Here is a 24963-nt window from a genome sequence, read left to right on the forward strand (position 1 = left end):
TCCTCGTCACATTCTCATAAGCATCTCTTATCTGACGCAAAGCCAATTAAATTTCGTAAATTGCCCGCATTTATTCGTTTGCTGAACCGTTTTCGCAGCAATTGACGACGGGGGTTTTACGTGGCTTTATAAAGGGAGATGACAAAATAATGTCCGTTAGATGTCTGGCCGGGCATAAACAAAAATGATGGGGTGACTGGGTTTTTATGAACGAACAATATTCCGCGTTGCGTAGTAATGTCAGTATGCTCGGCAAGGTGCTGGGAGATACCATCAAGGATGCGTTGGGCGAGAACATTCTCGATCGCGTTGAAACCATCCGCAAGCTATCTAAATCTTCCCGTGCCGGTAACGAAGCCAATCGTCAGGAGCTGCTCACTACGCTGCAGAACCTCTCCAACGACGAGCTGCTGCCCGTTGCCCGTGCCTTCAGCCAGTTCCTTAACCTGGCGAACACCGCCGAACAGTACCACAGCATTTCGCCGAATGGCGAAGGGGCCAGCAACCCGGAAGTGATTGCCCGCACGCTCAGAAAGCTCAAGGACCAACCCGACCTCAACGAAGCGACCATTAAAAAGGCCGTCGAGTCTCTGTCACTGGAGCTGGTTCTGACCGCCCACCCGACCGAGATCACCCGCCGTACCCTGATCCACAAAATGGGTGAAGTGAACAGCTGCCTTAAGCAGCTGGATAATAAAGAGATTGCTGACTACGAACGTAACCAGCTGATGCGCCGTCTGCGCCAGCTGATTGCCCAGTCCTGGCATACCGATGAAATTCGTAAGCACCGCCCAAGCCCGGTTGACGAAGCCAAGTGGGGCTTTGCGGTGGTGGAAAACAGCCTGTGGGAAGGGGTACCGAACTACCTGCGTGAGCTGAACGAGCAGCTGGAAGAGAACCTCGGCTATCGCCTGCCGGTGGATTTTGTGCCGGTGCGTTTCACCTCCTGGATGGGCGGCGACCGCGACGGTAACCCGAACGTCACCGCCGAGATCACCCGTCACGTCCTGCTGCTGAGCCGCTGGAAAGCCACCGACCTGTTCCTGAAAGACATTCAGGTTCTGATTTCAGAGCTGTCGATGGTCGAAGCCACGCCAGAACTGCTTGAGCTGGTGGGTGAAGCTGGTGCAACCGAACCTTACCGCTTCCTGCTTAAAAACCTGCGCAGCCAGCTGCTGGCCACTCAGGCCTGGCTGGAAGCGCGCCTTAAGGGCCAGCGCCTGCCGAAACCGGCCGGTCTGCTGAGCCAGAACGAGCAGCTGTGGGAACCCCTTTACGCCTGTTATCAGTCGCTGCAGGCCTGCGGGATGGGCATCATCGCCAACGGCGAGCTGCTTGATACCCTGCGCCGCGTGAAATGCTTCGGCGTGCCGCTGGTGCGTATCGATGTGCGTCAGGAGAGCACCCGCCACACCGAGGCGCTGGGCGAATTGACCCGCTACCTCGGCATTGGTGACTACGAAAGCTGGTCAGAAGCCGACAAGCAGGCCTTCCTGATCCGCGAACTGAATTCCAAACGTCCTCTGCTGCCGCGGAGCTGGGCACCAAGCGAAGAGACCCGCGAAGTGCTCGATACCTGCAAAGCGATCGTCGATGCGCCGAAAGGATCGGTGGCGGCCTATGTGATCTCCATGGCGAAAACCCCGTCCGACGTGCTGGCGGTTCACCTGCTGTTGAAAGAAGCGGGTATTACCTTCGCTCTGCCGGTTGCGCCGCTGTTTGAAACCCTCGACGACCTGAATAACGCCAACGATGTAATGACCCAACTGCTGAACATCGACTGGTATCGCGGCTTCATTCAGGGCAAGCAGATGGTGATGATTGGCTACTCCGACTCCGCAAAAGATGCGGGCGTGATGGCCGCCTCCTGGGCGCAGTATCAGGCTCAGGATGCGCTGATCAAAACCTGCGAAAAAGCCGGCATTGAGCTGACCCTGTTCCACGGTCGCGGCGGCTCGATTGGCCGTGGCGGTGCCCCCGCCCATGCGGCCCTGCTCTCCCAACCGCCAGGCAGCCTGAAAGGCGGCCTGCGTGTCACCGAACAGGGCGAGATGATCCGCTTCAAGTACGGTCTGCCGGAAGTAACCATCAGCAGCCTGTCGCTCTACACCAGCGCGATCCTCGAAGCGAACCTGCTGCCACCGCCGGAGCCGAAAGACGCCTGGCGTCATATCATGGACGAGCTGTCGGATATCTCCTGCGATATGTATCGCGGCTATGTGCGCGAAAATAAAGACTTCGTACCTTACTTCCGCTCGGCAACGCCGGAGCAGGAGCTGGGCAAACTGCCGCTGGGTTCACGTCCGGCAAAACGTCGTCCGACCGGCGGCGTGGAGTCCCTGCGTGCTATTCCGTGGATCTTCGCCTGGACGCAGAACCGCCTGATGCTCCCGGCGTGGCTGGGTGCTGGCGCTGCTCTGCAAAAAGTGGTGGAAGACGGCAAGCAGAACGAGCTGGAAGCCATGTGTCGTGACTGGCCGTTCTTCTCCACCCGCCTCGGCATGCTGGAGATGGTGTTCTCAAAAGCCGACCTGTGGCTGGCGGAATACTACGATCAGCGTCTGGTGAAACCGGAGCTGTGGGCGCTGGGCAGCGAGCTGCGCGAGCTGCTGGAAGACGATATCAAAGTGGTGCTGGATATCGCCAACGACTCCCATCTGATGGCCGATCTGCCATGGATTGCCGAGTCCATCCAGCTGCGTAACATCTACACCGACCCGCTGAACGTCCTGCAGGCCGAGCTGCTGTACCGCTCGCGTAAAGCGGAAGAAGAGGGTCTGGAGCCGGATCCACGCGTGGAACAAGCGCTGATGGTCACCATCGCGGGCGTTGCGGCGGGGATGCGTAACACCGGCTAAGGCTTTACGCCCGGCGGCGCTGCGCTTGCACGGGCCTACGACAGGTAGGCCGGGTAAGCGTCAGCGCCACCCGGCAATACCTCGGTATTCACACCATGCACCACGACATCACCCACATCCTGAAGGACCTGATAAACGGCACATCGCCGCTGCGTCAGGTGCATTTTACGAACCCAACGTCCTGCGCACCTGAACTCGCCTTACAGGTCGATTTTCCACGTCTCGAAATCGTGCTTGAAGGGTCAGTTGAGGATCACGCTGCGCCCACGTTACAGCCACGTGATGTTCTCTACGTACCGGCCGGAAGCTGGAATTACCCCCAATGGCAAACACCCGCGACAACGCTGAGCATTCTTTTTGGTAAACAACAGCTTGGGTTTAGCCTTTTGCACTGGGATGGCGTGGAAGTTCGTAATCTGGCAAAGCAGCACGTTGCCCGTCGCGGCCCGCGAATTGGCTCATTCCTGTTGCAGACGCTCCACGAAATGCAGATGCAGCCACATGAGCAACAAACCGCACGGCTCATTGTCGCCAGCCTGCTTAGCCACTGCGTCGACCTGCTTGGCAGCCAGATCCAGACCGCATCCCGTAGCCAGGCGCTGTTCGATGCTATTCGCGGCTATATTGATGAACATTATGCCCTGCCGCTTACACGGGAATCGGTGGCCCAGGCGTTTTATATCTCGCCTAACTACCTGTCACATCTCTTTCAGAAAACCGGCGCGGTGGGCTTTAATGAGTACCTGACGCATACCCGGCTTGAGCATGCTCGCCAGCTGCTTAAAGGCTACGATCTGAAGGTAAAAGAGGTGGCGCATGCCTGCGGCTTCGTCGACAGCAACTATTTTTGTCGGCTGTTTCGTAAGAACACGGAACGCTCGCCGTCAGAATATCGTCGCCAGTATCACAGCCAGCTGACCGGCAAGACCGTTACGTCAGAATAAGCTGGGTGTGCTGAGGCGCGGATAATAACTTTCGCACCGCGCTCATCACTTTTTGCGGATCGCGCAGAAAGGCATTAATACCGCATTTCACATAGCGGCACTCTTCAAAACGCTCGCTACCAGCCAGGTCGATATCGGTAATTAACAGCGCCAGATCGGCACGGCGTATATCCTCTTTCGTAAGCGCGCATTCAATCCCTAGCGCCCCCTGGGTTTCAATACGGATAGCCCAGTGCTCTTGCTGGCAAAGTTTTTCCAGACGTTCGGCGGCCATGTAGGTGTGCGCCACCCCGCTGACACAGGCCGTTACCGCTACCATCGTTACAGCCATCATTAACCTCCTACGGTAACCTGGAACCCTGCCCGTTCAGCCTGCAGGCGTATGGCGGCAACCGTCTCAGCATCTGGCGTCGCGACATGGCGCATTGTCCAGGTACGCCCCAGTAGCCGGTACTTAGGTTCGCCATATTGATGAAAAGGCAGCAGATGCAATTGTCGTATTCCTGAGGGTATCAGAAATTCCAGCACACGGGTGATGTTGGCTGGATGCAGGGTATAACCCGGGATAAGCGGGACGCGAGGGATGACATTAATCCCTTCGGCCAGCAGACGGTTCAGGTTATCCAGCACGCGGGGTAGATTCATATTCACGACCGCGCGCGCCTGTTCAGGATCCATGATTTTCAGATCAAAGAGTACTTCGTCACACTGCTGCGCCAGGGGAAGCAGCCGCGACAGCGGTGCATCGCCCGCCGTCTCTATCGCGGTATGGACACCATAGCGGCGCAAACGCTGCAACAAACGGGTGGCGAAAGGCGCCTGCATCAGAACCTCACCGCCTGAAAGCGTGACTCCGCCGCCGGAGGAGCGAAAGAAAACATCGTCTTTCATGACCTCACGCTCCAGTTCGTTCAACGTCACATCCCGGCCAATCCGCTCATACGCACCTGAAGGGCATTCATCAGCATCACGCAGGCAGGGGGCGCAGTGCAGGCATTTGCTCTCCCGGCGGACGGTTTCTATTTTTGACGACATTGATTCAGGATTGGCGCACCACGGGCAGGTATGCGGGCACCCTTTAAAAAAGACCAGGGTACGAATACCACGCCCGTCATTCAAAGAGTAACGCTGGATATTGAAGATGCGCGCCACATCAGCGCGCGTATCAATGACCTCACAGTTGATGCGCGGTGCGGCGGATAATGTCATCCTGGATCTCCTTCGACAACTCGACAAAGAAGGCGCTGTAACCGGCAACCCTGACCACCAGCCCGGCAAAATCCTGTGGACGCTGCTGGGCTTCGCGCAGCGTATCGGCATTTACCACGTTGAACTGAACGTGCTGTAGTTTGAGCTGGGTAAACGCGCGCAGGAAATCGGCCAGCTTTTGCAGCCCGGCATCGCCTGCCAGCGTCGCCGGAGTAAATTTTACGTTGAGTAATGTGCCATTAGAGAGCAGGTAATTATCGAGCTTACTCACCGACTTCAGCACCGCTGTGGGCCCCTGCATATCCTGCCCGAGCATAGGCGAGAGACCGCCATCGGCAAGCTGCTCACCCGCCAGACGACCATCCGGCGTAGCGCCCACCACGGCCCCTAACGGAACGTGCGCCGATACCGTGTACGAGCCAGGGGTAAATTGTCCACCGCGCGGATTGCGATATTTTTCGACCTCTTTGCAGTAATGGCGCAGCAATTCCGCACTGATGTTGTCGACATCGTCGATGTCGTTGCCATATTTATCGAACCGGTTGATCAGCCGTGCCCGGATTTTTGCACCCTCCGGGGTAGCAAAATTGGCCTTCAGTACCGCCAAAAGTTCATCAAAGCTTAAGCGTTGTTGCTCAAAGACCATCCCTTTCAACGCATGCAACGAGTCACTCAGGTTGGCGATGCCAATCCCCTGCACGCCGGAAAAGTTGTAGCGTGCGCCGCCGTCAGTGATCTCTTTCCCCTTCGCTAAGCAATCGCTAATAAAAGAGGAGAGCAGCGGCACGGGTGCCCAGTCCCGATGCCCGATATCGCAGATATTGCTCCCCTCGACCATCAGCGCGATGTAATAGCTAATTTTATTGCGGATATCCTTGAGCAGCCCTTCGTAGCTCAGCCCGGCATTACCTTCGTTCTCCTGCATGGCGATTTCCATCACTTTCAGCAGGTTAAACATGGCGATATCGTGCAAACCGTATGTTTTACCCGGAATAGAAAGCTCAACGCAGCCGACAACGGCGTAATCCCGGGCATCTTCCAGGGACACACCGCGATTCAGAAATGCAGGCACCACCACTTCATCGTTAAAAATCTGTGGGATGCCGGTACCGAGACGGATAGTCTCTGCCGTTTTCAGCAGGAAGGGTCTGTCGATCAGCTCGTTGACGCGAACGCCGAGATTAGGTTGCGGTAGCTGAACGCTCTGGTAGGCGTCCAGACAGAGGAATGACAGCACATTCACCGCGCTGCGGCCATTTTCGGTCAAGCCGCCTAACAGCGCGGTGTAACCGGTCGGGAACCCGGCGAAATAACGGGCGCTGCCGGTTGAACGTAGCAGCACCACGTCGTTGCACTTCACCCAGAGCGATTCCAGCAACTCCTTCAAAAAGGCCGCATTTTCACCCTGGGCCAGCGATGCCTGATAGAACGGCAGCATATACTGGTCAAAGCGGCCAATAGAGAGCGAGCTGGCGTTGGATTCATACTGCAGGATCACGTTCATATACCAGAACAGTTGGCACGCCTGCCAGAAAGTCTGCGGCTTGTGCCGGGCGTTATGACGCGAAATGTCAGCAATAGTCAGCAACTCCTGGCGGCGTACCGGATCGGCACTCTGTTCCGCCATCTGTTCCGCCAGCAGCGCATAGCGCAGGATATGGCGCTGAGAGGCGTTGAGCAGCAGCAAAGCCGCCTGATAAAACGTGTTCTGCGGTTCCCGCGCGCAGTGCTCTTGCAACTGCGTCACCAGTGCGCCTAACCCGTTGTTCAACAAGCGTGGATAGTCGATGATGATGTGCCCCTGGCCTTTATCCGTCTGGTTAATGCTAAATATCTGTGTACCGACGGCGGTCTTTACCTCATCAGTCATCTGGCTGTTGATGAAATCTTTCATCGAACGCTTTTCCCAGTAGGGATAGAGTTGGTCGCGATAGATGCGCTTATCTTGCTCGCTGATTTCAAAGCGGTCCTGCGGGCGGGAAGGAAACTGTTCCAGCTCATTCAATAGCCAGTAGGGATCCATTTCCGGTGACATTATCCCCGCGCGCGGTTTCACCGTGCGGTTACCGGCAATCAGCTCCCCATCACGAATCGCGATTTCCACGTGGTCAAGAATATACGCCGTCGCTTTCGCCCGACGGATCATCACCGGTTCGCCTTCCGTTTGTTGATGGCTGGCGGTGTAAAGCAATGCACGTTCGAGAGAGATTTCTCGCGGGTTAGCAAACAGCGCGTCTTTCAGGCGTTGGATACGGTTCGTCATGAGGGCACTCCAGTAAAGTCAAACAACCCGCCCGTCAGGGCGGGTTGAGATCAGGCAGTTTGCGCCAGATGCGCATCAATTTTGTTCATAATGGCTTCGGCACGCTTTACCGCGTCGCTGATATTGACGCGCACGATAGTCTTCCCGGTGAAGCGCTCTTCAAATTTGATGCCGATATCTTTGGTCAGAATGACCATATCCGCCGCGGCAATCTCCGCAGACGTAAGCTCGTTCTCCAGACCAATCGATCCCTGCGTTTCGACTTTGACTTCCCAGCCTTTCGCTTTCGCGGCGCTTTCAAGGGCTTCCGCAGCCATGTAGGTATGCGCCACGCCGGATGGACAGGCGGTTACTGCAACAATTCGGGCCATGTTCTCTTCCTCACTCAGTTAATTTCAAAATCCAGATCCAGGTCGTCCTCTTTTTGCGCGACCTGAGCCGTGTTCTTACGCGCCAGGCTCTTCAGCACATTGACGCTAACTGCCGTCACCACCGCACCGACCAAAATCGCAGCGATATACCCCAGCTTGCCTTCCACAACCGGGAGCACAATCAGACCGCCCCACCCGGCGTAACACTGCGCCCCAAGCACTGCCGCCGTCACGGCACCGCAGACGGAGCCCAGCATGATGGAGGGAATTACCCGAAGGGGATCGGCAGCAGCGAAGGGGATCGCCCCTTCGGTGACGCCAACGCAGCCCATCACTAGCGCCGCTTTCCCGGCTTCACGCTCTTCGCCGGTGAAATTTTTACGGTTAATCAGCGTCGCCAGGCCGAGCCCGAGTGGCGGTACACAGATACCAACCGCGGCAATCGCCACGACGGTATAAACCCCCTGAGCGACACAGATCAGCATGAAGGCATAGGCAACTTTGTTGACAGGCCCACCCATATCGAAGGCCAGCATCAGCCCCATGATCACCGCCAGCACGACAATGCTTCCCTGCTGCATGCCCTGTAGCCATTCGGTTAAGCCGGTGGTGAGTGCTCCGATAGGTTCACCCAATCCCCACATCATGATGCCCGCAGTAATAAAGGTGCCGATAATGGGGATGATGAAGATGGGCATAACGGAGCGCAGAACTTTTGCAACGGGGAGCTTCTTCAGGTAGTAGACGACGATACCGCCCACAACCCCGGCAATAATCGCCCCGAAGAACCCGGCGCCGAAGCTGTTGCCGACCCACGCGGCAATGGCGCAAGGCGCAAGCGCAGCGCGCTCGGCGATGGAGTATCCGATATAGGCGGCGAGGAAAGGCACCATCAGCGTGAGGCCGGCAACGCCGATATCAAACAGTTTTTTCAGATTGGGGTCGGAAGCGGCATCCGGTACCGCCCCCTTGCCATAGAGCATTACTGATATCGCCAGCAAAATACCGCCAGCCACGACAAAGGGGATCATATGCGATACCCCTGTCATCAGATGCTGCCGCGTGTTTTTTAGAATCTGCACCAGTTCTTTCATCGGTCGCTCCCGGGCTATGTTTGACCCAAATCCATAAAGATGTTGTGGCAAACAATAGGCAATCCGACAGGGCGCAGACAGTGGATAAAAACGCCATTTACTGGATTTTTGTAATGTAGACAGAAAAATGCGATCTGCCTCGTAATTTCATACCCCTTTCTCCAAACCCAGATAAAAAGCGAGCTGTGAGCAAGATCTCACTTCCTTCCAGACATTACATTTGTCCAGTTTTTGGCAGAATTGTCACATGGCACTCATCCTGATATCGCCCGTATGCTGGTGGCAATGTATGACTCGTGATCTCAGGAGTGGTTATGGCTCTGGTGGTAGAATTTACCTGCGACTTGCCCAATGGTGTGCATGCGCGTCCGGCAAGTTACGTTGAAACGCTGTGCAATTCATTTACATCACAGATTGAGTGGCACAACCTGCGTAGCGGCCGAAAAGGGAGCGCGAAAAGCGCGCTGGCGCTGATTGGCACAGACACCCTGGCAGGTGATGTTTGTCGTCTGATTATTACCGGCACCGATGAACAGGAGGCACATCAGCATCTGGAAAAGTGGTTGAAAGAGGAGTTTCCTCACTGCGATGCCCCACTCACTGCCGCCATCTCTACCGATCTTACCCCGCTTCCTGAATCCCTGACGCGCCTTGATCCCATGCTCTTTCGCGCGCTGGCGGTCTGCAGCGGCAGTGCTCAGGGAACGCTGAGACGGCTGACCTCTCTCGATCTCGATGCGTTAATCGATTTACCGGCTGCGGATACTCAGGAAGAGGAGCAGGCAGCGCTGGATAATGGTCTGGCGCTGCTGGTCAAAAGCATTGAGCTGCGCGTGCTGGATAGCGACAGTACCGCCAGCGCCATTCTGGAGGCGCATCGCTCGCTGGCGACGGACGCCTCGTTGCGCCAGCATCTTCTGGCAGGCGTCACTAAAGGATTAAGCTGCGCTCAGGCTGTGGTTGAAACCGCCCGCCATTTTTGCGCCGAATTTTCCCGTTCCAGCAGCAGCTATCTTCAGGAGCGCGTGCTTGATGTACGCGATGTGTGTTATCAGCTACTGCAGCACATCTACGGTGAGCAACGCTTTCCGGCTCCCGGTCAACTGACGCAGCCAAGTATCTGCCTTGCTGACGACCTCACTCCCGGTCAGTTTCTCGAACTCGATAAAACACTGCTGAAAGGGCTGCTGTTAAAAAGCGGCGGCACAACCTCGCATACCGTTATTCTTGCTCGTTCCTTTAATATCCCGACGCTGGTGGGGGTAGACAGCGAGAGCCTGCTTCAGTGGTGTAATCAGCCGGTGTTTATTGACGGCAACGCCGGCGCGGTAGTCGTTAACGCCAGCGAAGCGATTAGGCGCTATTACCAACAGGAAGCGCGCGTTCAGCAGGCGCTGCGCGAGCAGCAAAGTATCTGGCTGCATCAGCAAGCACGAAGCGCTGACGGCCTGCGTATTGAAGTGGCCGCCAACATCGCTCATGCGCTTGAATCCAGGACAGCCTTTGACAACGGCGCTGAAGCCATCGGCCTGTTCCGCACTGAAATGCTGTATATGGACCGTGCCAGCGCGCCCTGTGAAAACGAGCTCTACAACATATTTTGTCAGGCGCTGGAGAGCGCAGGCGAACGCAGCATTATCGTGCGGACCATGGATATCGGCGGCGATAAACCGGTGGACTATCTTAATATCCCGGCCGAGAACAACCCGTTTCTCGGCTATCGCGCGGTACGTATTTACGAAGAGTATGCCGCACTCTTCACCACGCAACTGCGGGCGATCCTCCGCGCCTCAGCCCACGGCAGCCTGAAGATCATGATCCCAATGATCTCCTCGATGGAGGAGATCCTGTGGGTCAAAGAGAAACTGGCTGAAGCAAAACAGCAGCTGCGCGGCGAACAGATCCCCTTTGATGAAAAAATCCCGCTCGGCATCATGCTGGAAGTGCCATCAGTGATGTTCATCATCGATCAGTGCTGCGAAGAGATTGATTTCTTTAGTATCGGCAGCAACGACCTGACGCAATATCTGCTGGCCGTAGATCGCGATAACGCCAAAGTCACCCGTCATTACAACAGTCTTAATCCGGCGTTTTTACGCGCGCTGGATTACGCCGTACAGGCAGTCCACCGTCAGGGAAAATGGATTGGTCTGTGCGGCGAGCTGGGCGCCAAAGGCTCCGTATTGCCGCTGCTGGTCGGCCTGGGGCTGGATGAAATCAGCATGGGTTCCCCGGCGATCCCGGCGACCAAAGCCCGCCTCGCTCAGCTGGACAGCCGCGCCTGTCGTCAGTTGCTTAACCAGGCGATGAATTGCCGCACCTCGCTGGAAGTTGAACATCTGCTGGCGCAGTTCCGGATGAATCAACAGGATACGCCGCTGGTGACCCCTGCCTGTATTTCGCTGGATAACGACTGGCGCAGTAAGGAAGAGGTAATGAAAGGCATGACGGACAACCTTCTACTCGCCGGACGCTGCCGCTATCCCCGCAAGCTGGAAGCCGATCTCTGGGCACGCGAAGCCGTATTCTCTACCGGCCTCGGCTTTAGTTTCGCCATCCCGCACAGTAAATCTGAACATATAGAACAGTCGACCATCAGCGTTGCCCGGTTACCTGCTCCGATCCTCTGGGGCGATGAAGAAGCTCAATTCATCATTATGCTCACGCTCAATAAGCATGCCGCAGGCGATCAGCATATGCGCATCTTCTCGCGCCTGGCGCGCCGGATTATGCACGACGATTTCCGCAGCGCGCTGGTTAATGCCCGCTCCGAAGGGGCCATCGCCACCCTGCTGCAACATGAATTAGAACTGTAAAACGAGGAAGAGTAATGGAACTGTATCTGGATACCGCCAACGTGGCGGACGTTGAACGCCTGGCCCGCATCTTTCCCATTGCCGGCGTAACCACCAATCCGAGCATTATTGCTGCCAATGGTGACTCCCTGTGGGAGGTGCTTCCGCGTTTGCAAAACGCCATTGGCCCGGAGGGCACCCTGTTCGCCCAGACCATGAGCCGCGATGCGGAGGGCATGGTGGCAGAAGCCAAACGCCTGAATAACGCCTTCCCGGGGCTGGTGGTGAAGGTACCGGTTACCGCTCAGGGCCTTATTGCCATCAAAGCCCTTAAAAAAGAGGGCATCACCACCCTCGGCACCGCGGTTTACAGCGCCGCCCAGGGTTTACTGGCCGCGCTGGCGGGAGCGAAGTACATCGCCCCGTACGTCAACCGCGTGGATGCCCAGGGCGGAGACGGGATCCGTACGGTGAAGGAGCTGCAAAGCCTGCTGGAGCTGCATGCGCCAGAGAGCATGGTCCTTGCCGCCAGCTTTAAAACCCCCCGTCAGGCGCTGGACTGTCTGCTCGCCGGATGTGAAGCGATCACGCTTCCGACTGATGTCGCGCAACAAATACTCAATACCCCCGCGGTAGAGTCAGCCATAGACAAGTTTGAGCAGGACTGGAAAAGCGCATTTGGAAGTCTCAACCTGTAAAGGAGAAAGGGTATGGACCGTATTATTCAATCGCCCGGTAAGTATATTCAGGGTGCAGATGTACTGACCCGCCTCGGCGACTATCTGCAGCCGCTGGCGGCCCGCTGGCTGGTGGTCGGCGATAAGTTTGTGCTGGGTTTTGCCGAAGAGACGCTGCGTCAGAGTTTCAAACAGGCGGAACTCTATGTCGACATTGCGCCTTTTGGCGGCGAATGTTCGCAGAATGAAATCGACCGTCTGCGTGAGCTGGCGACAAGCGCCGATTGCCAGGCGATCCTCGGCATCGGTGGGGGTAAGACGCTGGATACCGCCAAAGCACTGGCGCACTTTATGGGTGTCCCGGTTGCCATCGCCCCGACCATTGCCTCTACCGATGCGCCCTGCAGTGCGCTTTCGGTTATTTACACCGACAGTGGCGAATTCGATCGCTATCTGATGCTGCCCCATAACCCGAACATGGTCATTGTGGATACCCAGGTAGTGGCACGGGCCCCGGCGCGTCTGCTGGCTGCCGGGATTGGCGACGCGCTGGCGACCTGGTTTGAAGCCCGGGCCTGCTCCCGCAGCGGGGCGACGACCATGGCGGGCGGCAAGTGCACCCAGGCCGCGCTGGCGCTGGCCGAGCTTTGCTACAACACGCTGGTTGAAGAGGGCGAAAAAGCGATGCTGGCGGCGGAGCAGCATGTAGTGACGCCCGCCCTTGAGCGGGTAATCGAAGCCAACACCTATCTCAGCGGCGTTGGCTTTGAAAGCGGTGGGCTGGCGGCGGCGCACGCCATTCACAACGGCCTGACCGCCATCCCGGATGCCCATCATTATTATCACGGCGAGAAAGTGGCCTTTGGCACCCTGACCCAACTGGTGCTGGAGAATGCTTCGGTGGAAGAGATCGAAACCGTCGCGGCGTTATGTCACAGCGTCGGGCTCCCCATCACCCTGGCGCAGCTGGATATCACCAGCGATATCCCGGCTAAAATGCGTGTAGTGGCAGAAGCGTCATGCGCAGAAGGTGAGACCATCCATAATATGCCGGGCGGTGCGACGCCGGACCAGGTGTATGCGGCCCTGATGGTTGCCGACCAGTACGGCCAGCGTTTCCTGCAGGAGTGGGAGTAGCCTACATGCCCGTTGCACGGGCCTACAATCCCCAGGCCGGAAAAGGCGCAGCCGCCACCCGGCAAAAAAATCCCCGCCGCAGCGGGGATTTTCCTGTTTACAGCAGATCAAACCGGTCGAGGTTCATCACTTTCACCCATGCCGCCACAAAGTCCTTCACGAACTTCTCGTGGGCATCGCTGCTGGCGTAAACCTCCGCCAGTGCGCGCAGCACCGAGTTAGAGCCAAATACCAGGTCGGCACGGCTCGCCAGATATTTCACCTCTCCGCTCACGCGGTCGCGGCCTTCAAACAGCTCGCTGGACTCGTCGGTGGCTTTCCACTGGGTGCCCATATCCAGCAGGTTGACGAAGAAGTCCGTGCTGAGGACGCCCACGCGATCGGTAAAGACACCGCTCTTGCCGCCATCGAAGTTAGCGCCCAGCACGCGCAGCCCACCTAACAATACCGTCATCTCTGGCGCGGTCAGCGTCAGCTGTTGCGCTTTATCAATCAGCAGCGACTCGGTGGTCGACACGTCGATCGCCGCCCGGTAATTACGGAAACCATCGGCAACCGGCTGCAGCAGCGTAAACATCCCGATATCGGTCTGATCCTGACGCGCATCAACCCGGCCCGGCGTAAACGGCACGGTGATGTTGACGCCAGCAGCTTTGGCCGCCTGCTCAACACCCACCACACCGGCCAGCACGATGATGTCGGCCAGCGAGGCTTTATGCGCCGATTTATAGATGCCTTCCAGCACCGGCAGCACGCGAGCAGCCACGGCGTTTACATCCCAGCTGCGCTGCGGCGCGAGCGCCAGACGTGCGCCGTTGGCCCCGCCACGCTTATCGCCACCGCGGAAGGTGGAAGCCGAAGCCCAGGCTACCGACACCAGTTCGCTGACCGACAGCCCGGAAGCTGCGATCTCCGCTTTCAGGCTCTGAATATCTTCCGCGGTCGGGTGGAAGAACGGCTGTGGCAGCGGATCCTGCCAAATCAGCTCCTCTTTCGGCACTTCTGGCCCGATATAACGCGCAATCGGTCCCATATCGCGGTGGGTCAGTTTGAACCATGCCCGGGCGAAGGCTTCGTTAAAGGCCTGCGGATCGTTGAGGAAACGACGGGAAATCTTGTCGAACTCTGGATCGAAACGCAGCGTCAGGTCGGTCACCAGCATGGTCGGTTTGCGTTTTTTCGACGGGTCGAAGGGATCGGGCATGATCTCTGGCGCATTCGAGGCTTCGAACTGGATCGCCCCTGCCGGACTGCGGGTCTGCACCCAGTCGTATTTGTACAGGTTCTCAAAGAAGTAGTTGCTCCACTGGGTCGGTGTCTGGGACCAGATCACTTCCAGACCGGAGGTAATGGTGTCGGCACCAAAACCGCTGCCGTGAGTGCTGGCCCAGCCCAGGCCCTGCGCTTCAAGCGGGCCACCTTCCGGATCGACGCCGACATGGGTCGCTTCCCCGGCTCCGTGAGTTTTACCCAGCGTATGCCCCCCGGCGATCAGCGCGACGGTCTCTTCATCGTTCATCCCCATGTTGCCGAAGGTGGCACGGATCGCCGCCGCCGCAGACAGCGGTTCACCGCTGGCGTTTGGCCCTTCCGGGTTGACGTAGATCAGCCCCATCTCGGTGGCGCCAATGGCGCTTTTCGCCAGACTTTCCGGATGACGATGCTCAAGCCAGGCTTTCTCGTCACCCCAGTTAACGTCCAGATCCGGTTCCCAGACGTCTTCACGCCCGGCACCAAAGCCAAAGGTACGGAAGCCGGAGTTCTCCAGCGCCACGTTCCCGGCAAGAATAAACAGGTCGGCCCAGGAGATTTTCTGGCCATATTTTTGCTTGATCGGCCACAGCAGACGACGCGCCTTATCGAGGCTGACGTTATCCGGCCAGGAGTTGAGAGGAGAGAAGCGCTGTTGTCCGCGGCCTGCGCCGCCGCGCCCGTCAACGGAGCGATAGGTTCCCGCGCCGTGCCACGCCATCCGGATGAACAGACCGGCGTAGCTGCCCCAGTCTGCAGGCCACCACGGCTGGGAATCGGTCAGCAGGGCTTTCAGATCGCCTTTCAGGGCGGAGTAATCTAATTTGCTGAATTCTTTACGGTAGTTGAAGTCTTTGCCTAGCGGGTTGGAGCGTTCGGAATGCTGGTTAAGAAGGTCGATACGAAGCTGTTTGGGCCACCAGTCCCGGCTGTTGGTGCCGGCACCTGCACTTTTGTCATAACTGCCCTGATGGAAAGGGCACTTACCTGAATTCTGATTCTCGTCGGACGTACTCATCGCTCTGCTCCCTCTATGGTTTTATCGTTAGGATATACACCACCGGGAACAAGAGATAATTGAAACAATCCACAGATTTGATAGTTAATACCGTTGATATCTGCCTGAAATATAAAAGCCCTCATGTTGGTGAGGGCTTTGCTATTACAGTCCCGGGCGAACCCCCAGCGTATGGCAGATTGCGTAGCTCATTTCGGCGCGGTTGAGGGTGTAAAAATGGAAATCTTTCACCCCTTCGCGGCTTAAAATCTTCACCATGTCCATGGCGATATTCGCACCCACCAGCTTACGGGTTTCAGCGTCATCGTCCAGGCCTTCGTACATCTTCGCCATCCACAGCGGGATACGCACGTTGGTCATGTCGGCAAATTTCTTCGCCTGTTTAAAGTTCGAGACCGGCAGGATCCCCGGAATAATTTCGACGTCGATACCGGCGGAGACGCAGCGGTCGCGGAAGCGCAGATAGCTTTCCACATCAAAGAAGAACTGGGTAATGGCACGGTTGGCACCGGCATCCACTTTGCGTTTCAGGTTGAGCAGATCCGCCTGGGCGCTTTTCGCTTCCGGGTGCACTTCCGGGTAAGCCGCCACGGAGATGTCGAAGTCACCCACCTCTTTCAGCAGCGCCACCAGATCGGTCGCGTACATGTCCGGCTTGCCGCTGCCCGGCGGCAGGTCGCCACGCAGGGCCACGATGTGACGGATGCCGTTATCCCAGTAATCCTGGGCGATGGTGCGCAGTTCGTCGCGGGTGGCGTCGATACAGGTCAGATGCGGCGCGGCTTCCAGACCGGTACGATCCTTAATGCCTTTGATGATGCTGTGCGTGCGGTCGCGCTCGCCGGAGTTGGCACCGTAGGTCACCGAGACAAACTTCGGCTTCAGGCTGCTCAGGCGATCGATAGAGGCCCACAGGGTCTGCTCCATTTCACTGGTGCGCGGCGGGAAAAATTCAAAAGAGACGTTAATCTGGCCGTTTACTTCAGCCAGGCTCTGATTCAGGGCTTCCCGCTGGTTGGCGTGAAAAAAGCTCATACCTTACCTCATCAATCGCGTGTCGTTGTTTTGTTGTGTTCGAACTTCTATACGTTTAGACGTCCAGATGTAAAAATGACGGAAAAGCGGACTGGCGTCAACTGAAAATATCATCATTGACGGTGAGGAATGCTCAGGGAAGGTGAAAAAAGTTCAGGACAGGGACGACTATTCCCTCTCCCCTTTGGGGAGAGGGTCAGGGTGAGGGGTATTACAGCAGCTGCGCCAGACGGTTGATATCTGACTGGATCGCTCCGGCGGTCACGTCGCGGCCCGCACCCGGACCGCGGATCACCAGCGGGTTATCACGGTACCAGCGGCTTTCGATGGCGAAGACGTTATCGCACGGCAGCAGCGCTGCCAGCGGATGCTCCGGACGGACGGCCTCAACCCCGACGCGCGCTTTGCCATTGGCATCGAAACGCGCCACGTAGCGCAGGACCAGCCCCATTTCGCGGGCCGCTTCCAGGCGCTGTAGCATCTGCTCGTTTAGGGCGTCGCCGTTCTCGAAGAAGTGATCGACAGACCCCTCTTCGCAGCCCGCCGGCACCAGCGACTCCACGCGCACCTGATTCGGTTCGATGTCGTAGCCCGCTTCACGCGCCACAATCACCAGCTTACGCATCACGTCTTTACCGGAGAGATCAACGCGCGGGTCGGGCTCGGTCAGCCCCTGCTGCCACGCCTGATCCACCAGGTCGGTGAAGGGTACGGTGCCATCAAACTGCAGGAACAGCCACGACAGGGTACCGGAGAAGATACCGCTGATGGCCAGAATGCTGTCGCCGCTTTCGATCAGATCGCGCACGGTGTGGTTCACCGGCAAACCGGCCCCCACGGTGGCGTTGTACAGCCAGTGACGACCCGTTTTTTCAAAGGCGTCGTGGATCTGGCGATAGTTGCGGGTATTGCTGGCCCCCGCCAGTTTGTTGGCGCTGATGACGTGGAAACCGTGGCTGGCGAAATCGAGATACTGATCGGCCAGCTGCTCGCTCGCCGTCACATCCAGCACCACCAGGTCGTCATACGGGTGGGCGCGCATCCACAGGAACAGCGACTCTTCATCCTGCTCAATGGCTTCGTCGTTAAAGAAGGCCAGCGCGCGGCTGGCGTCCAGCCCTTCATAGCTGAGCAGGCTGCGGCGGCTGTCCACCACGCCCGCCAGCACAAATTCAAACCCGGTTCGCGCCGAGAGCGTGGTCTGTTCGCGGGCAAACAGCTCCAGCCAGCGGGAACCGATGTTGCCTTTGCCGAACAGCACCAGGCCGATACGTTTTTCCGCGCGGAACAGCGACTGGTGCAGGCCCTGGATCAGGCTCTCGGTTGGCCCGGTACGCATGACCGCGACGAGGCTGATGCCCTCTTCCGACTGCCAGGTAAACTCTACCGGCTGGCCTTTCAGCTGCTGCCAGAAACGGTGGCAGTGCAGCGGGTTACGGGTGACGCCTGCCCCTACCATGGCAATCAGCGCCAGCCCCTGACGCAGACGGAGCTCGCCCGGCAGGCCCGCTTCATCGAGAATTTTTAGCGCGCTGTCGGCCACTTCTGCGGTGTAGCAGAACTGCAGCAGGTGGCGGTCAGTGTGTACCCCCACGGCGAGCGGGCGGATCTGAGCGCGCTTCAGGATCAGGTCGATCTCTTTATGCGTCTGCTTGAAATCATGTCCGGCTGGAACGAGGAATTCGATCAGGCAGATATCGTCATGGCTGGTGACGATACGCGCCCCCGTGCCGGAGGCCAGCACGCGTTCGATCCGGGTCGAGCCCTGATCCGGCGTGTAGCTGCAGCGCAGTTGCAGGTCGATATCGCTGCCGGAGACCGGCTGCAGGGTACGGGCGTGCAGAACCGGGGCTGCCAGACGGGCCAGCTCGCTGGCTTCGTCGAGACGCAGCAGCGGCAGCAGGCAGGCATCTTTCACCTTGCGCGGGTCAGCGCTGTAGACACCGGCCACGTCGCTCCAGATGGTGACGCGGGACACGCCTGCGAGGGCACCGATCTGCGTTGCGGAGTAGTCGGAACCGTTACGTCCCAGCAGCACGGTTTCACCCGCGTTGCTGCGGCTGATAAAGCCGGTCACGACAATACGTTTATTCGGATGCTGCACCAGCAGCTGCTGGAGCAGCGGATAAGAGAGGCCTTCATCCACCTGCGGCTGAGCGCCACGCTCGGCACGCAGGAAATCACGGGCGTCCAGCCAGGCGGCTTCCAGGCCCTGCTGTTGCAGGACGGCCGCCATCAGACGGGCAGACCACACTTCGCCGTGACCCACCACTTCGGCATAGACTGCGTCGGTAACGCCGCTGTCGAGTAAACCGGCCAGCCGCTCCAGATCCTGAATAAAGTGACTAATCAGGCCATCGGCCACATCGGCAGGCAATAAACCGGCGATCAGTTCGCTCTGGTAACGGCGTAACGCTTGTTGAACCTGATGCGCAGAGAGACGATCGGTCTGGCTTAACTTCAGCCAGCTAATCAACTGGTTGGTGGTGCTGCCCGCCGCGGAGACAACCATCATGTCCCCCGGCATCGAATACTCTGCCATGATCCCCGCGACCCGCAGGTAACATTTCACATCAGCAAGACTACTACCACCAAACTTGTGCAGCTGGCGACCCTTCGCCCCTGCCTGCGCTATCACACTCATGATTACCCCTTGGCTGCGATCCGGAAGCCATTTTCCAGATCGGCAATTAAATCTTCACAATCTTCAATACCGGTTGAGATACGCAACAGCGTCTCAGAGATCCCGGCGGCGGCACGCGCTTCTGGCGCCATGCCCGCGTGCGTCATTGTTGCGGCGTGGGAGATTAAGCTTTCGACTCCCCCTAAGGATTCCGCCAGCGTAAACAGTGACAACCCGCTCAGGAAGCGACGCAGCGTCTGCTCATCGCCATCCAGCTCGAAACTTAACATCGCGCCAAAACCCTTTTGTTGACGCGCCGCAATCTCGTGTCCCTGATTTTCCGGCAGCGACGGGTGATAGAGCTTCTTCACCAGCGGCTGGGTCTTCAGGAAATCGACAATCGCCTGAGCGTTACGCTGCGCCACCTCCATACGCGGCGACAGCGTACGCAGCCCGCGCAGCAGCAGGTAGCTGTCAAACGCGCTGCCGGTGACGCCGATGTTATTCGCCCACCATGCCAGTTCGGTGACAAGCGCCGGATCTTTGGCAATCACCACCCCGGCCACCACGTCAGAGTGACCGTTCAGATATTTGGTGCATGAATGCAATACCAGATCCGCACCCAGTGCCAGCGGGTTCTGTAGCGCCGGACTGAGGAAGGTATTATCCACTACACTTATCGCTCCCGCATCCCTCGCGAGCTGACAAATTTTCGCAATATCCACTACGCGCAGCAGCGGGTTGCTTGGACTCTCGACTAAAACCAGCTTCGGTTTCTCTGCCAGCGCCTGTTTCAGGGCCTGCTCATCACCCTGATCGACAAACAGCACGCGATAGCAACCGCGCTTCGCCAGGCTGTCGAACAGACGGTAGCTGCCGCCGTAACAGTCGTGCGGGGCCACCAGCAGATCGCCAGGTTTCAGGAACACGGTGGTCACCAGGTGGATAGCCGACATGCCGGTATTGGTCATCACCGCGCCTGCGCCGCCTTCCAGTTCCGCCAGCGCACGCTGGGTGACATCACGGGTCGGGTTGCCACGGCGCGAGTAGTCATGGGCGCGTGGTTCATTAAATCCGGTGAAGTTATAGGTACTGGAGAGATGAATCGGCGGGACAACGCAGCCGTACTGTTCGTCATCATTCAATCCGCTACGCACTGCGATGGTGGCCTGTTTACGCGTCATGGTGAAGGCTTCCTGGCTTAATGGATGAAAAGTCAGGCACCAGAGTAAACATTGATTATATGGACGTCAATACATCTGGACATCTAAACTTCTTTGCGTATAGATTGAGCAATCCGCAAATAGCCGTTAAAATTACATGCTTTAGCGCATAACCCAGAGGCAATATCCGTGTCACGGTGGCGTCTCTACGGTAAACTACGCAAGATTATGGCGCGAAACCCTGCGAACCGCTGCGGTGTCGGCCTCATATTAATGACAGAGAGGATTAAAGGTATCTCATGGCTGAATGGAGCGGCGAATATATCAGCCCATACGCTGAGCACGGTAAGAAGAGTGAACAAGTAAAAAAAATTACGGTTTCCATTCCTCTGAAGGTGTTAAAGATCCTCACCGATGAACGCACGCGTCGTCAGGTGAATAACCTGCGTCACGCTACCAACAGTGAGCTGCTGTGCGAGGCGTTCCTGCACGCGTTTACCGGTCAACCTTTGCCGAACGATGAAGACCTGCGCAAAGAGCGTAGTGACGAAATTCCGGAAGAGGCGAAGGTGATCATGCGTGAGCTGGGTATCGACCCGGATACGTGGGAATACTGATTTGCAGATATAAAAAAAGCGCCTTGCGGCGCTTTTTTTTCGGGATGCATCTTACTTGGAAGAGCCCGGGATGCTGAAACGCTTGTTGAAGCGGTCAACACGGCCACCGGTTGCAACGTCACGCTGCTTACCAGTGTAGAACGGGTGGCACTGGCCGCACACGTCCAGGTTCAGATCGTGGCCCACGGTAGAGCGGATCTGGATAGAGTTACCGCAAGAGCAGTTTGCAGTAATCATTTCGTATTTAGGATGGATATCTTTTTTCATGGGGAGAACCTCAGTTAAGGCCGCGTCGCTCTTCCAGCCCTAACGCCAGACACCACGCGATGTTGAATGTAAGTTCTTTGATGCAAAGTGCACCAAAGGCGGCGAATCATACAGAATTTAACCAGGGTATGCAAACTGATCCGCACGCCGTCTTTCACTAATGTGTATACTAACGCGCCACTTTTCAAGTCAGGAAGATTCGATGCCCGTTGCTCACGTTGCCCTGCCCGTTCCGCTTCCCCGTACCTTTGATTACCTGCTGCCTGACAGCATGCAGGCCAAAGCGGGCTGTCGCGTGACGGTGCCCTTTGGCAAGCAGCAGCGGGTAGGTATTGTCGTTTCCGTCAGCGAGCAAAGCGAGCTGCCTCTCAGTGAGCTGAAAAGCGTGGTGGAGGTGCTGGACGACGAGCCGGTGTTCTCGCATAGCGTCTGGCGTCTGCTGCTGTGGGCCGCCGACTACTATCACCATCCCATTGGCGACGTGCTGTTCCACGCCCTGCCCATTCTGCTGCGCCAGGGCAAAAGCGCCAGCCACGCCCCGATGTGGTACTGGTTTGCCACCGAGCAGGGCCAGGCGGTGGATATCAACAGCCTGAAACGCTCCCCGAAACAACAGCAGGCGCTGGCGGCGTTACGCCAGCGCCGGATCTGGCGTCATCAGGTCGAGAGCCTCGATTTTAACGACGCGGCGTTGCAGAGCCTGCGCAAAAAAGGGCTGAGCGAGCTGGCCTGCGAAGCGCCCGCGCTGATCGACTGGCGCGACGGCTTTAGCGTGTCCGGCGACCGCCTGCGCCTCAATACCGAACAGGCCACCGCCGTGGGCGCGATTCATAGCGCTTCCGATCATTTCTCTGCCTGGCTGCTGGCGGGCGTCACCGGCTCCGGGAAGACCGAAGTCTATCTGAGCGTGCTGGAAAACGTGCTGGCGCAGGGGAAGCAGGCCCTGGTGATGGTGCCGGAAATCGGCCTGACCCCGCAGACCATCGCCCGTTTTCGCGAGCGCTTTAACGCTCCGGTCGAGGTGCTGCACTCGGGTTTAAACGACAGCGAACGCCTCAGCGCCTGGCTGAAAGCCAGAAATGGCGAAGCGGCGATCGTGATTGGCACCCGCTCGTCTCTGTTCACGCCGTTTAAAAATCTGGGTGTGATCGTCATCGACGAAGAGCACGACAGCTCCTATAAACAGCAGGAAGGCTGGCGCTATCACGCCCGCGACCTGGCGGTATATCGCGCCCACAGCGAGCAGATCCCGATTATTCTCGGCTCGGCCACCCCTGCGCTGGAGACGCTGCATAACGTGCGCCAGCGTAAATACCATATGCTGCGCCTGACGCGCCGGGCGGGGAACGCGCGTCCGGCCGTGCAGCATGTGCTCGATCTGAAAGGCCAGCAGGTGCAGGCGGGATTGGCCCCGGCGTTAATCACCCGCATGCGTCAGCATCTGCAGGCCAACAACCAGGTGATCCTGTTTCTCAACCGTCGCGGCTTTGCCCCGGCGCTGCTGTGCCACGACTGCGGCTGGATAGCCGAATGTCCGCGCTGCGATCACTACTACACCCTGCATCAGGCCCAGCATCACCTGCGCTGCCACCACTGTGACAGCCAGCGCCCGATCCCGCGTCAATGTCCCTCCTGCGGCTCGACGCATATGGTGCCGGTCGGGCTGGGCACCGAGCAGCTGGAACAGGCGTTAGCCCCTTTCTTCCCGGGCGTGGCGATCTCGCGTATCGACCGCGACACCACCAGCCGCAAGGGGGCGCTGGAACAGCAGCTGGCGGAAGTCCATCGCGGCGGGTCGCGGATCCTGATTGGTACCCAGATGCTGGCAAAAGGACATCACTTCCCGGACGTCACCCTGGTGGCGCTGCTGGACGTTGACGGCGCGCTGTTCTCGGCGGATTTCCGTTCCGCAGAACGTTTTGCCCAGCTTTACACTCAGGTGGCAGGCCGCGCCGGGCGCGCCGGCAAGCAGGGCGAAGTGGTGCTGCAAACTCACCATCCTGAACACCCGCTGCTGCAAACCCTGCTGCATAAAGGCTATGACGCCTTTGCCGAGCAGGCGCTGGCCGAGCGCCAGACCCTGCAATTACCGCCCTGGACCAGCCATGTGATCATCCGCGCCGAGGATCACAACAACCAGCAGGCACCGCTGTTCCTCCAGCAGCTGCGCAACCTGCTGCAGGCCAGCCCGCTGGTGGATAATCAGCTGTGGATTTTAGGGCCGGTTCCGGCGCTGGCCCCGAAACGCGGCGGGCGCTATCGCTGGCAAATCCTGCTGCAACACCCGTCGCGCATCCGCCTGCAGCATATCGTCAGCGGCACCCTGGCGTTAATTAACACCCTGCCGGAAGCGCGCAAGGTGAAGTGGGTGCTGGACGTCGATCCTATCGAAAGCTAATAAATGGTGGGAGGCGGATCGAAAAATTCAACATGCCTCACACTTTTTATGAAAATTCTGTAACCGCTTCCATTCGCAATCTGATAAAACTGACTCAGTCAGAAAAGCGGTGATACGCCGGCGAGGAGAAGAGGTTGAAGTCCAGGAAAGAGGTCGCCTCTGCGACCATGAAAGATGTTGCCCTGAAAGCAAAAGTCTCAACGGCAACGGTATCCCGAGCCTTAATGAATCCCGATAAAGTCTCTCAGACCACACGCAATCGTGTTGAGCAGGCTGCGCTGGAGGTGGGTTACCTGCCTCAGGCGATGGGACGTAACGTCAAACGTAACGAATCCCGCACCATCCTGGTCATTGTGCCCGACATCTGCGATCCCTTTTTTAGCGAAATCATCCGCGGCATCGAAGTGACCGCCGCGGCCCAGGGCTACCTGGTGCTGATTGGCGACTGCGCCCACCAGAATCAGCAGGAAAAAACCTTTATCGATCTGATTATTACCAAGCAGATCGACGGCATGCTGCTGCTCGGCTCACGTCTGCCCTTCGATGCCAGTATTGAAGAGCAGCGCAATCTGCCGCCGATGGTGATGGCCAACGAGTTCGCCCCCGAACTGGAACTGCCTACCGTTCACATCGATAACCTCACCGCTGCCTTCAACGCCGTGAACTATCTGCAGGAGCTGGGCCATAAACGCATCGGCTGTATCGCCGGGCCGGAAGAGATGCCGCTGTGTCATTATCGCCTGCAGGGTTACGTCCAGGCGCTGCGCCGCACCGGGGCGACGGTGGATCCGCACTACATTGCCCGGGGCGATTTTACCTACGCCGCAGGCGGGCTGGCGCTGGAAAAACTGCTCTCGCTGCCGCAGCCGCCGACCGCGGTATTCTGCCACAGCGACGTCATGGCGCTGGGTGCGCTGTCGTATGCCAAGCGCCGCGGCCTGAACGTGCCGAAAGACCTCTCCATCATTGGCTTCGATAACATTTCCCTGTCTGAATTTTGCGATCCGCCGCTCACCACCGTGGCGCAACCCCGCTATGACATTGGCCGGGAAGCGATGCTGTTACTGCTGGATCAACTGAACGGTCAGACGGTCAGCAGCGGCTCCCGTTTACTGGACTGTGAATTGATTGTTCGCGGTTCAACTCAGGCGCTAACGTAAAGCCGCCGCCTTTCAGACTTCCTCATCTGGTCAAAGGCCCGTCGCTTAAGTAACATGACGGGCTGACAAACGAAAAAATACAG

General features: G+C 57.9%; 18 protein-coding genes. 8 read left to right on the plus strand and 10 right to left on the minus strand.

The window, feature by feature from the left end:
* Nucleotides 1–206 precede the first annotated feature (206 nt).
* Nucleotides 207–2858: a phosphoenolpyruvate carboxylase gene (gene ppc / locus WFO70_RS20785; RefSeq protein WP_337018963.1), complete on the plus strand. Its 2652-nt coding sequence runs from the start codon at nt 207–209 to the stop codon at nt 2856–2858.
* Nucleotides 2859–2953: 95 nt separating this feature from the next.
* A complete protein-coding gene (locus WFO70_RS20790) occupies nt 2954–3802 on the plus strand; it encodes a helix-turn-helix transcriptional regulator (RefSeq protein ID WP_337018965.1) in 849 nt (282 codons plus the stop codon).
* Here the strand turns inward: WFO70_RS20790 and WFO70_RS20795 are convergent.
* The 5 genes from WFO70_RS20795 to WFO70_RS20815 are packed head-to-tail and all read right to left on the minus strand — an operon-like array spanning nt 3789 to nt 8739.
* The gene (locus WFO70_RS20795) at nt 3789–4133 is read right to left on the minus strand and encodes a PTS fructose-like transporter subunit IIB (protein WP_337019088.1); all 345 of its coding nucleotides are present in this window, start codon (nt 4131–4133) and stop codon (nt 3789–3791) included. The genes WFO70_RS20790 and WFO70_RS20795 overlap by 14 nt on opposite strands.
* A 2-nt stretch (nt 4134–4135) precedes the next feature.
* Nucleotides 4136–5011, minus strand: coding sequence for a [formate-C-acetyltransferase]-activating enzyme (locus WFO70_RS20800; protein WP_337018967.1), 876 nt, complete (start codon nt 5009–5011; stop codon nt 4136–4138).
* Nucleotides 4977–7274, minus strand: coding sequence for a formate C-acetyltransferase (locus WFO70_RS20805; RefSeq protein WP_337018969.1), 2298 nt, complete (start codon nt 7272–7274; stop codon nt 4977–4979). The genes WFO70_RS20800 and WFO70_RS20805 overlap by 35 nt, the downstream gene beginning before the upstream one ends.
* A 50-nt stretch (nt 7275–7324) precedes the next feature.
* Entirely contained in the window at nt 7325–7645 is a 321-nt protein-coding gene (locus tag WFO70_RS20810; RefSeq protein WP_337018971.1) for a PTS fructose-like transporter subunit IIB, read from the minus strand.
* Between the two features lie 14 nt (nt 7646–7659).
* On the minus strand, nt 7660–8739 hold the full coding sequence (locus WFO70_RS20815; RefSeq protein ID WP_337018973.1) for a PTS fructose transporter subunit EIIC: 1080 nt from the start codon (nt 8737–8739) through the stop codon (nt 7660–7662).
* A 314-nt stretch (nt 8740–9053) separates the two neighbouring features.
* Here WFO70_RS20815 and ptsP point away from each other — a divergent pair, with 314 nt between their 5' ends.
* From ptsP to gldA, 3 genes are read left to right on the plus strand one after another with little or no spacing between them, the layout of a single operon-like run.
* A complete protein-coding gene (gene ptsP, locus WFO70_RS20820; RefSeq protein WP_337018975.1) occupies nt 9054–11555 on the plus strand; it encodes a phosphoenolpyruvate--protein phosphotransferase in 2502 nt (833 codons plus the stop codon).
* Between the two features lie 14 nt (nt 11556–11569).
* Nucleotides 11570–12232, plus strand: coding sequence for a fructose-6-phosphate aldolase (gene fsa, locus WFO70_RS20825; RefSeq protein ID WP_337018977.1), 663 nt, complete (start codon nt 11570–11572; stop codon nt 12230–12232).
* Between the two features lie 12 nt (nt 12233–12244).
* Nucleotides 12245–13348, plus strand: a complete 1104-nt coding sequence (gene gldA, locus WFO70_RS20830) for a bifunctional L-1,2-propanediol dehydrogenase/glycerol dehydrogenase (RefSeq protein ID WP_337018979.1) — start codon at nt 12245–12247, stop codon at nt 13346–13348.
* Nucleotides 13349–13445: 97 nt separating this feature from the next.
* On the opposite strand, the gene katG is transcribed toward gldA, so the two are convergent.
* From katG to metB, 4 genes are all read right to left on the minus strand, one after another.
* On the minus strand, nt 13446–15617 hold the full coding sequence (gene katG, locus WFO70_RS20835) for a catalase/peroxidase HPI (protein WP_337018981.1): 2172 nt from the start codon (nt 15615–15617) through the stop codon (nt 13446–13448).
* A gap of 144 nt (nt 15618–15761) precedes the next feature.
* Entirely contained in the window at nt 15762–16652 is an 891-nt protein-coding gene (metF, locus tag WFO70_RS20840) for a methylenetetrahydrofolate reductase (RefSeq protein WP_337018983.1), read from the minus strand.
* A gap of 211 nt (nt 16653–16863) precedes the next feature.
* Nucleotides 16864–19296, minus strand: a complete 2433-nt coding sequence (locus WFO70_RS20845) for a bifunctional aspartate kinase/homoserine dehydrogenase II (protein WP_337018985.1) — start codon at nt 19294–19296, stop codon at nt 16864–16866.
* Nucleotides 19297–19298: 2 nt separating this feature from the next.
* Nucleotides 19299–20459, minus strand: coding sequence for a cystathionine gamma-synthase (metB, locus tag WFO70_RS20850; RefSeq protein ID WP_337018987.1), 1161 nt, complete (start codon nt 20457–20459; stop codon nt 19299–19301).
* 278 nt (nt 20460–20737) lie between these two features.
* Between metB and metJ the strand changes: the two genes are divergently transcribed.
* Nucleotides 20738–21055: a met regulon transcriptional regulator MetJ gene (metJ, locus tag WFO70_RS20855; protein WP_007369220.1), complete on the plus strand. Its 318-nt coding sequence runs from the start codon at nt 20738–20740 to the stop codon at nt 21053–21055.
* A 51-nt stretch (nt 21056–21106) separates the two neighbouring features.
* On the opposite strand, the gene rpmE is transcribed toward metJ, so the two are convergent.
* On the minus strand, nt 21107–21322 hold the full coding sequence (gene rpmE, locus WFO70_RS20860) for a 50S ribosomal protein L31 (RefSeq protein WP_039032122.1): 216 nt from the start codon (nt 21320–21322) through the stop codon (nt 21107–21109).
* Nucleotides 21323–21524: 202 nt separating this feature from the next.
* On the opposite strand from rpmE, the gene priA reads away from it, so the two are divergent.
* Nucleotides 21525–23720 (plus strand): primosomal protein N', encoded by a 2196-nt coding sequence (priA, locus tag WFO70_RS20865; RefSeq protein WP_337018990.1) that lies wholly within the window; start codon nt 21525–21527, stop codon nt 23718–23720.
* Between the two features lie 134 nt (nt 23721–23854).
* Entirely contained in the window at nt 23855–24880 is a 1026-nt protein-coding gene (cytR, locus tag WFO70_RS20870; protein ID WP_337018992.1) for a DNA-binding transcriptional regulator CytR, read from the plus strand.
* Nucleotides 24881–24963 lie beyond the last annotated feature (83 nt).

The sequence above is a fragment of the Leclercia sp. AS011 genome (genome assembly GCF_037152535.1).
In the GTDB taxonomy this organism is placed as follows: domain Bacteria; phylum Pseudomonadota; class Gammaproteobacteria; order Enterobacterales; family Enterobacteriaceae; genus Enterobacter.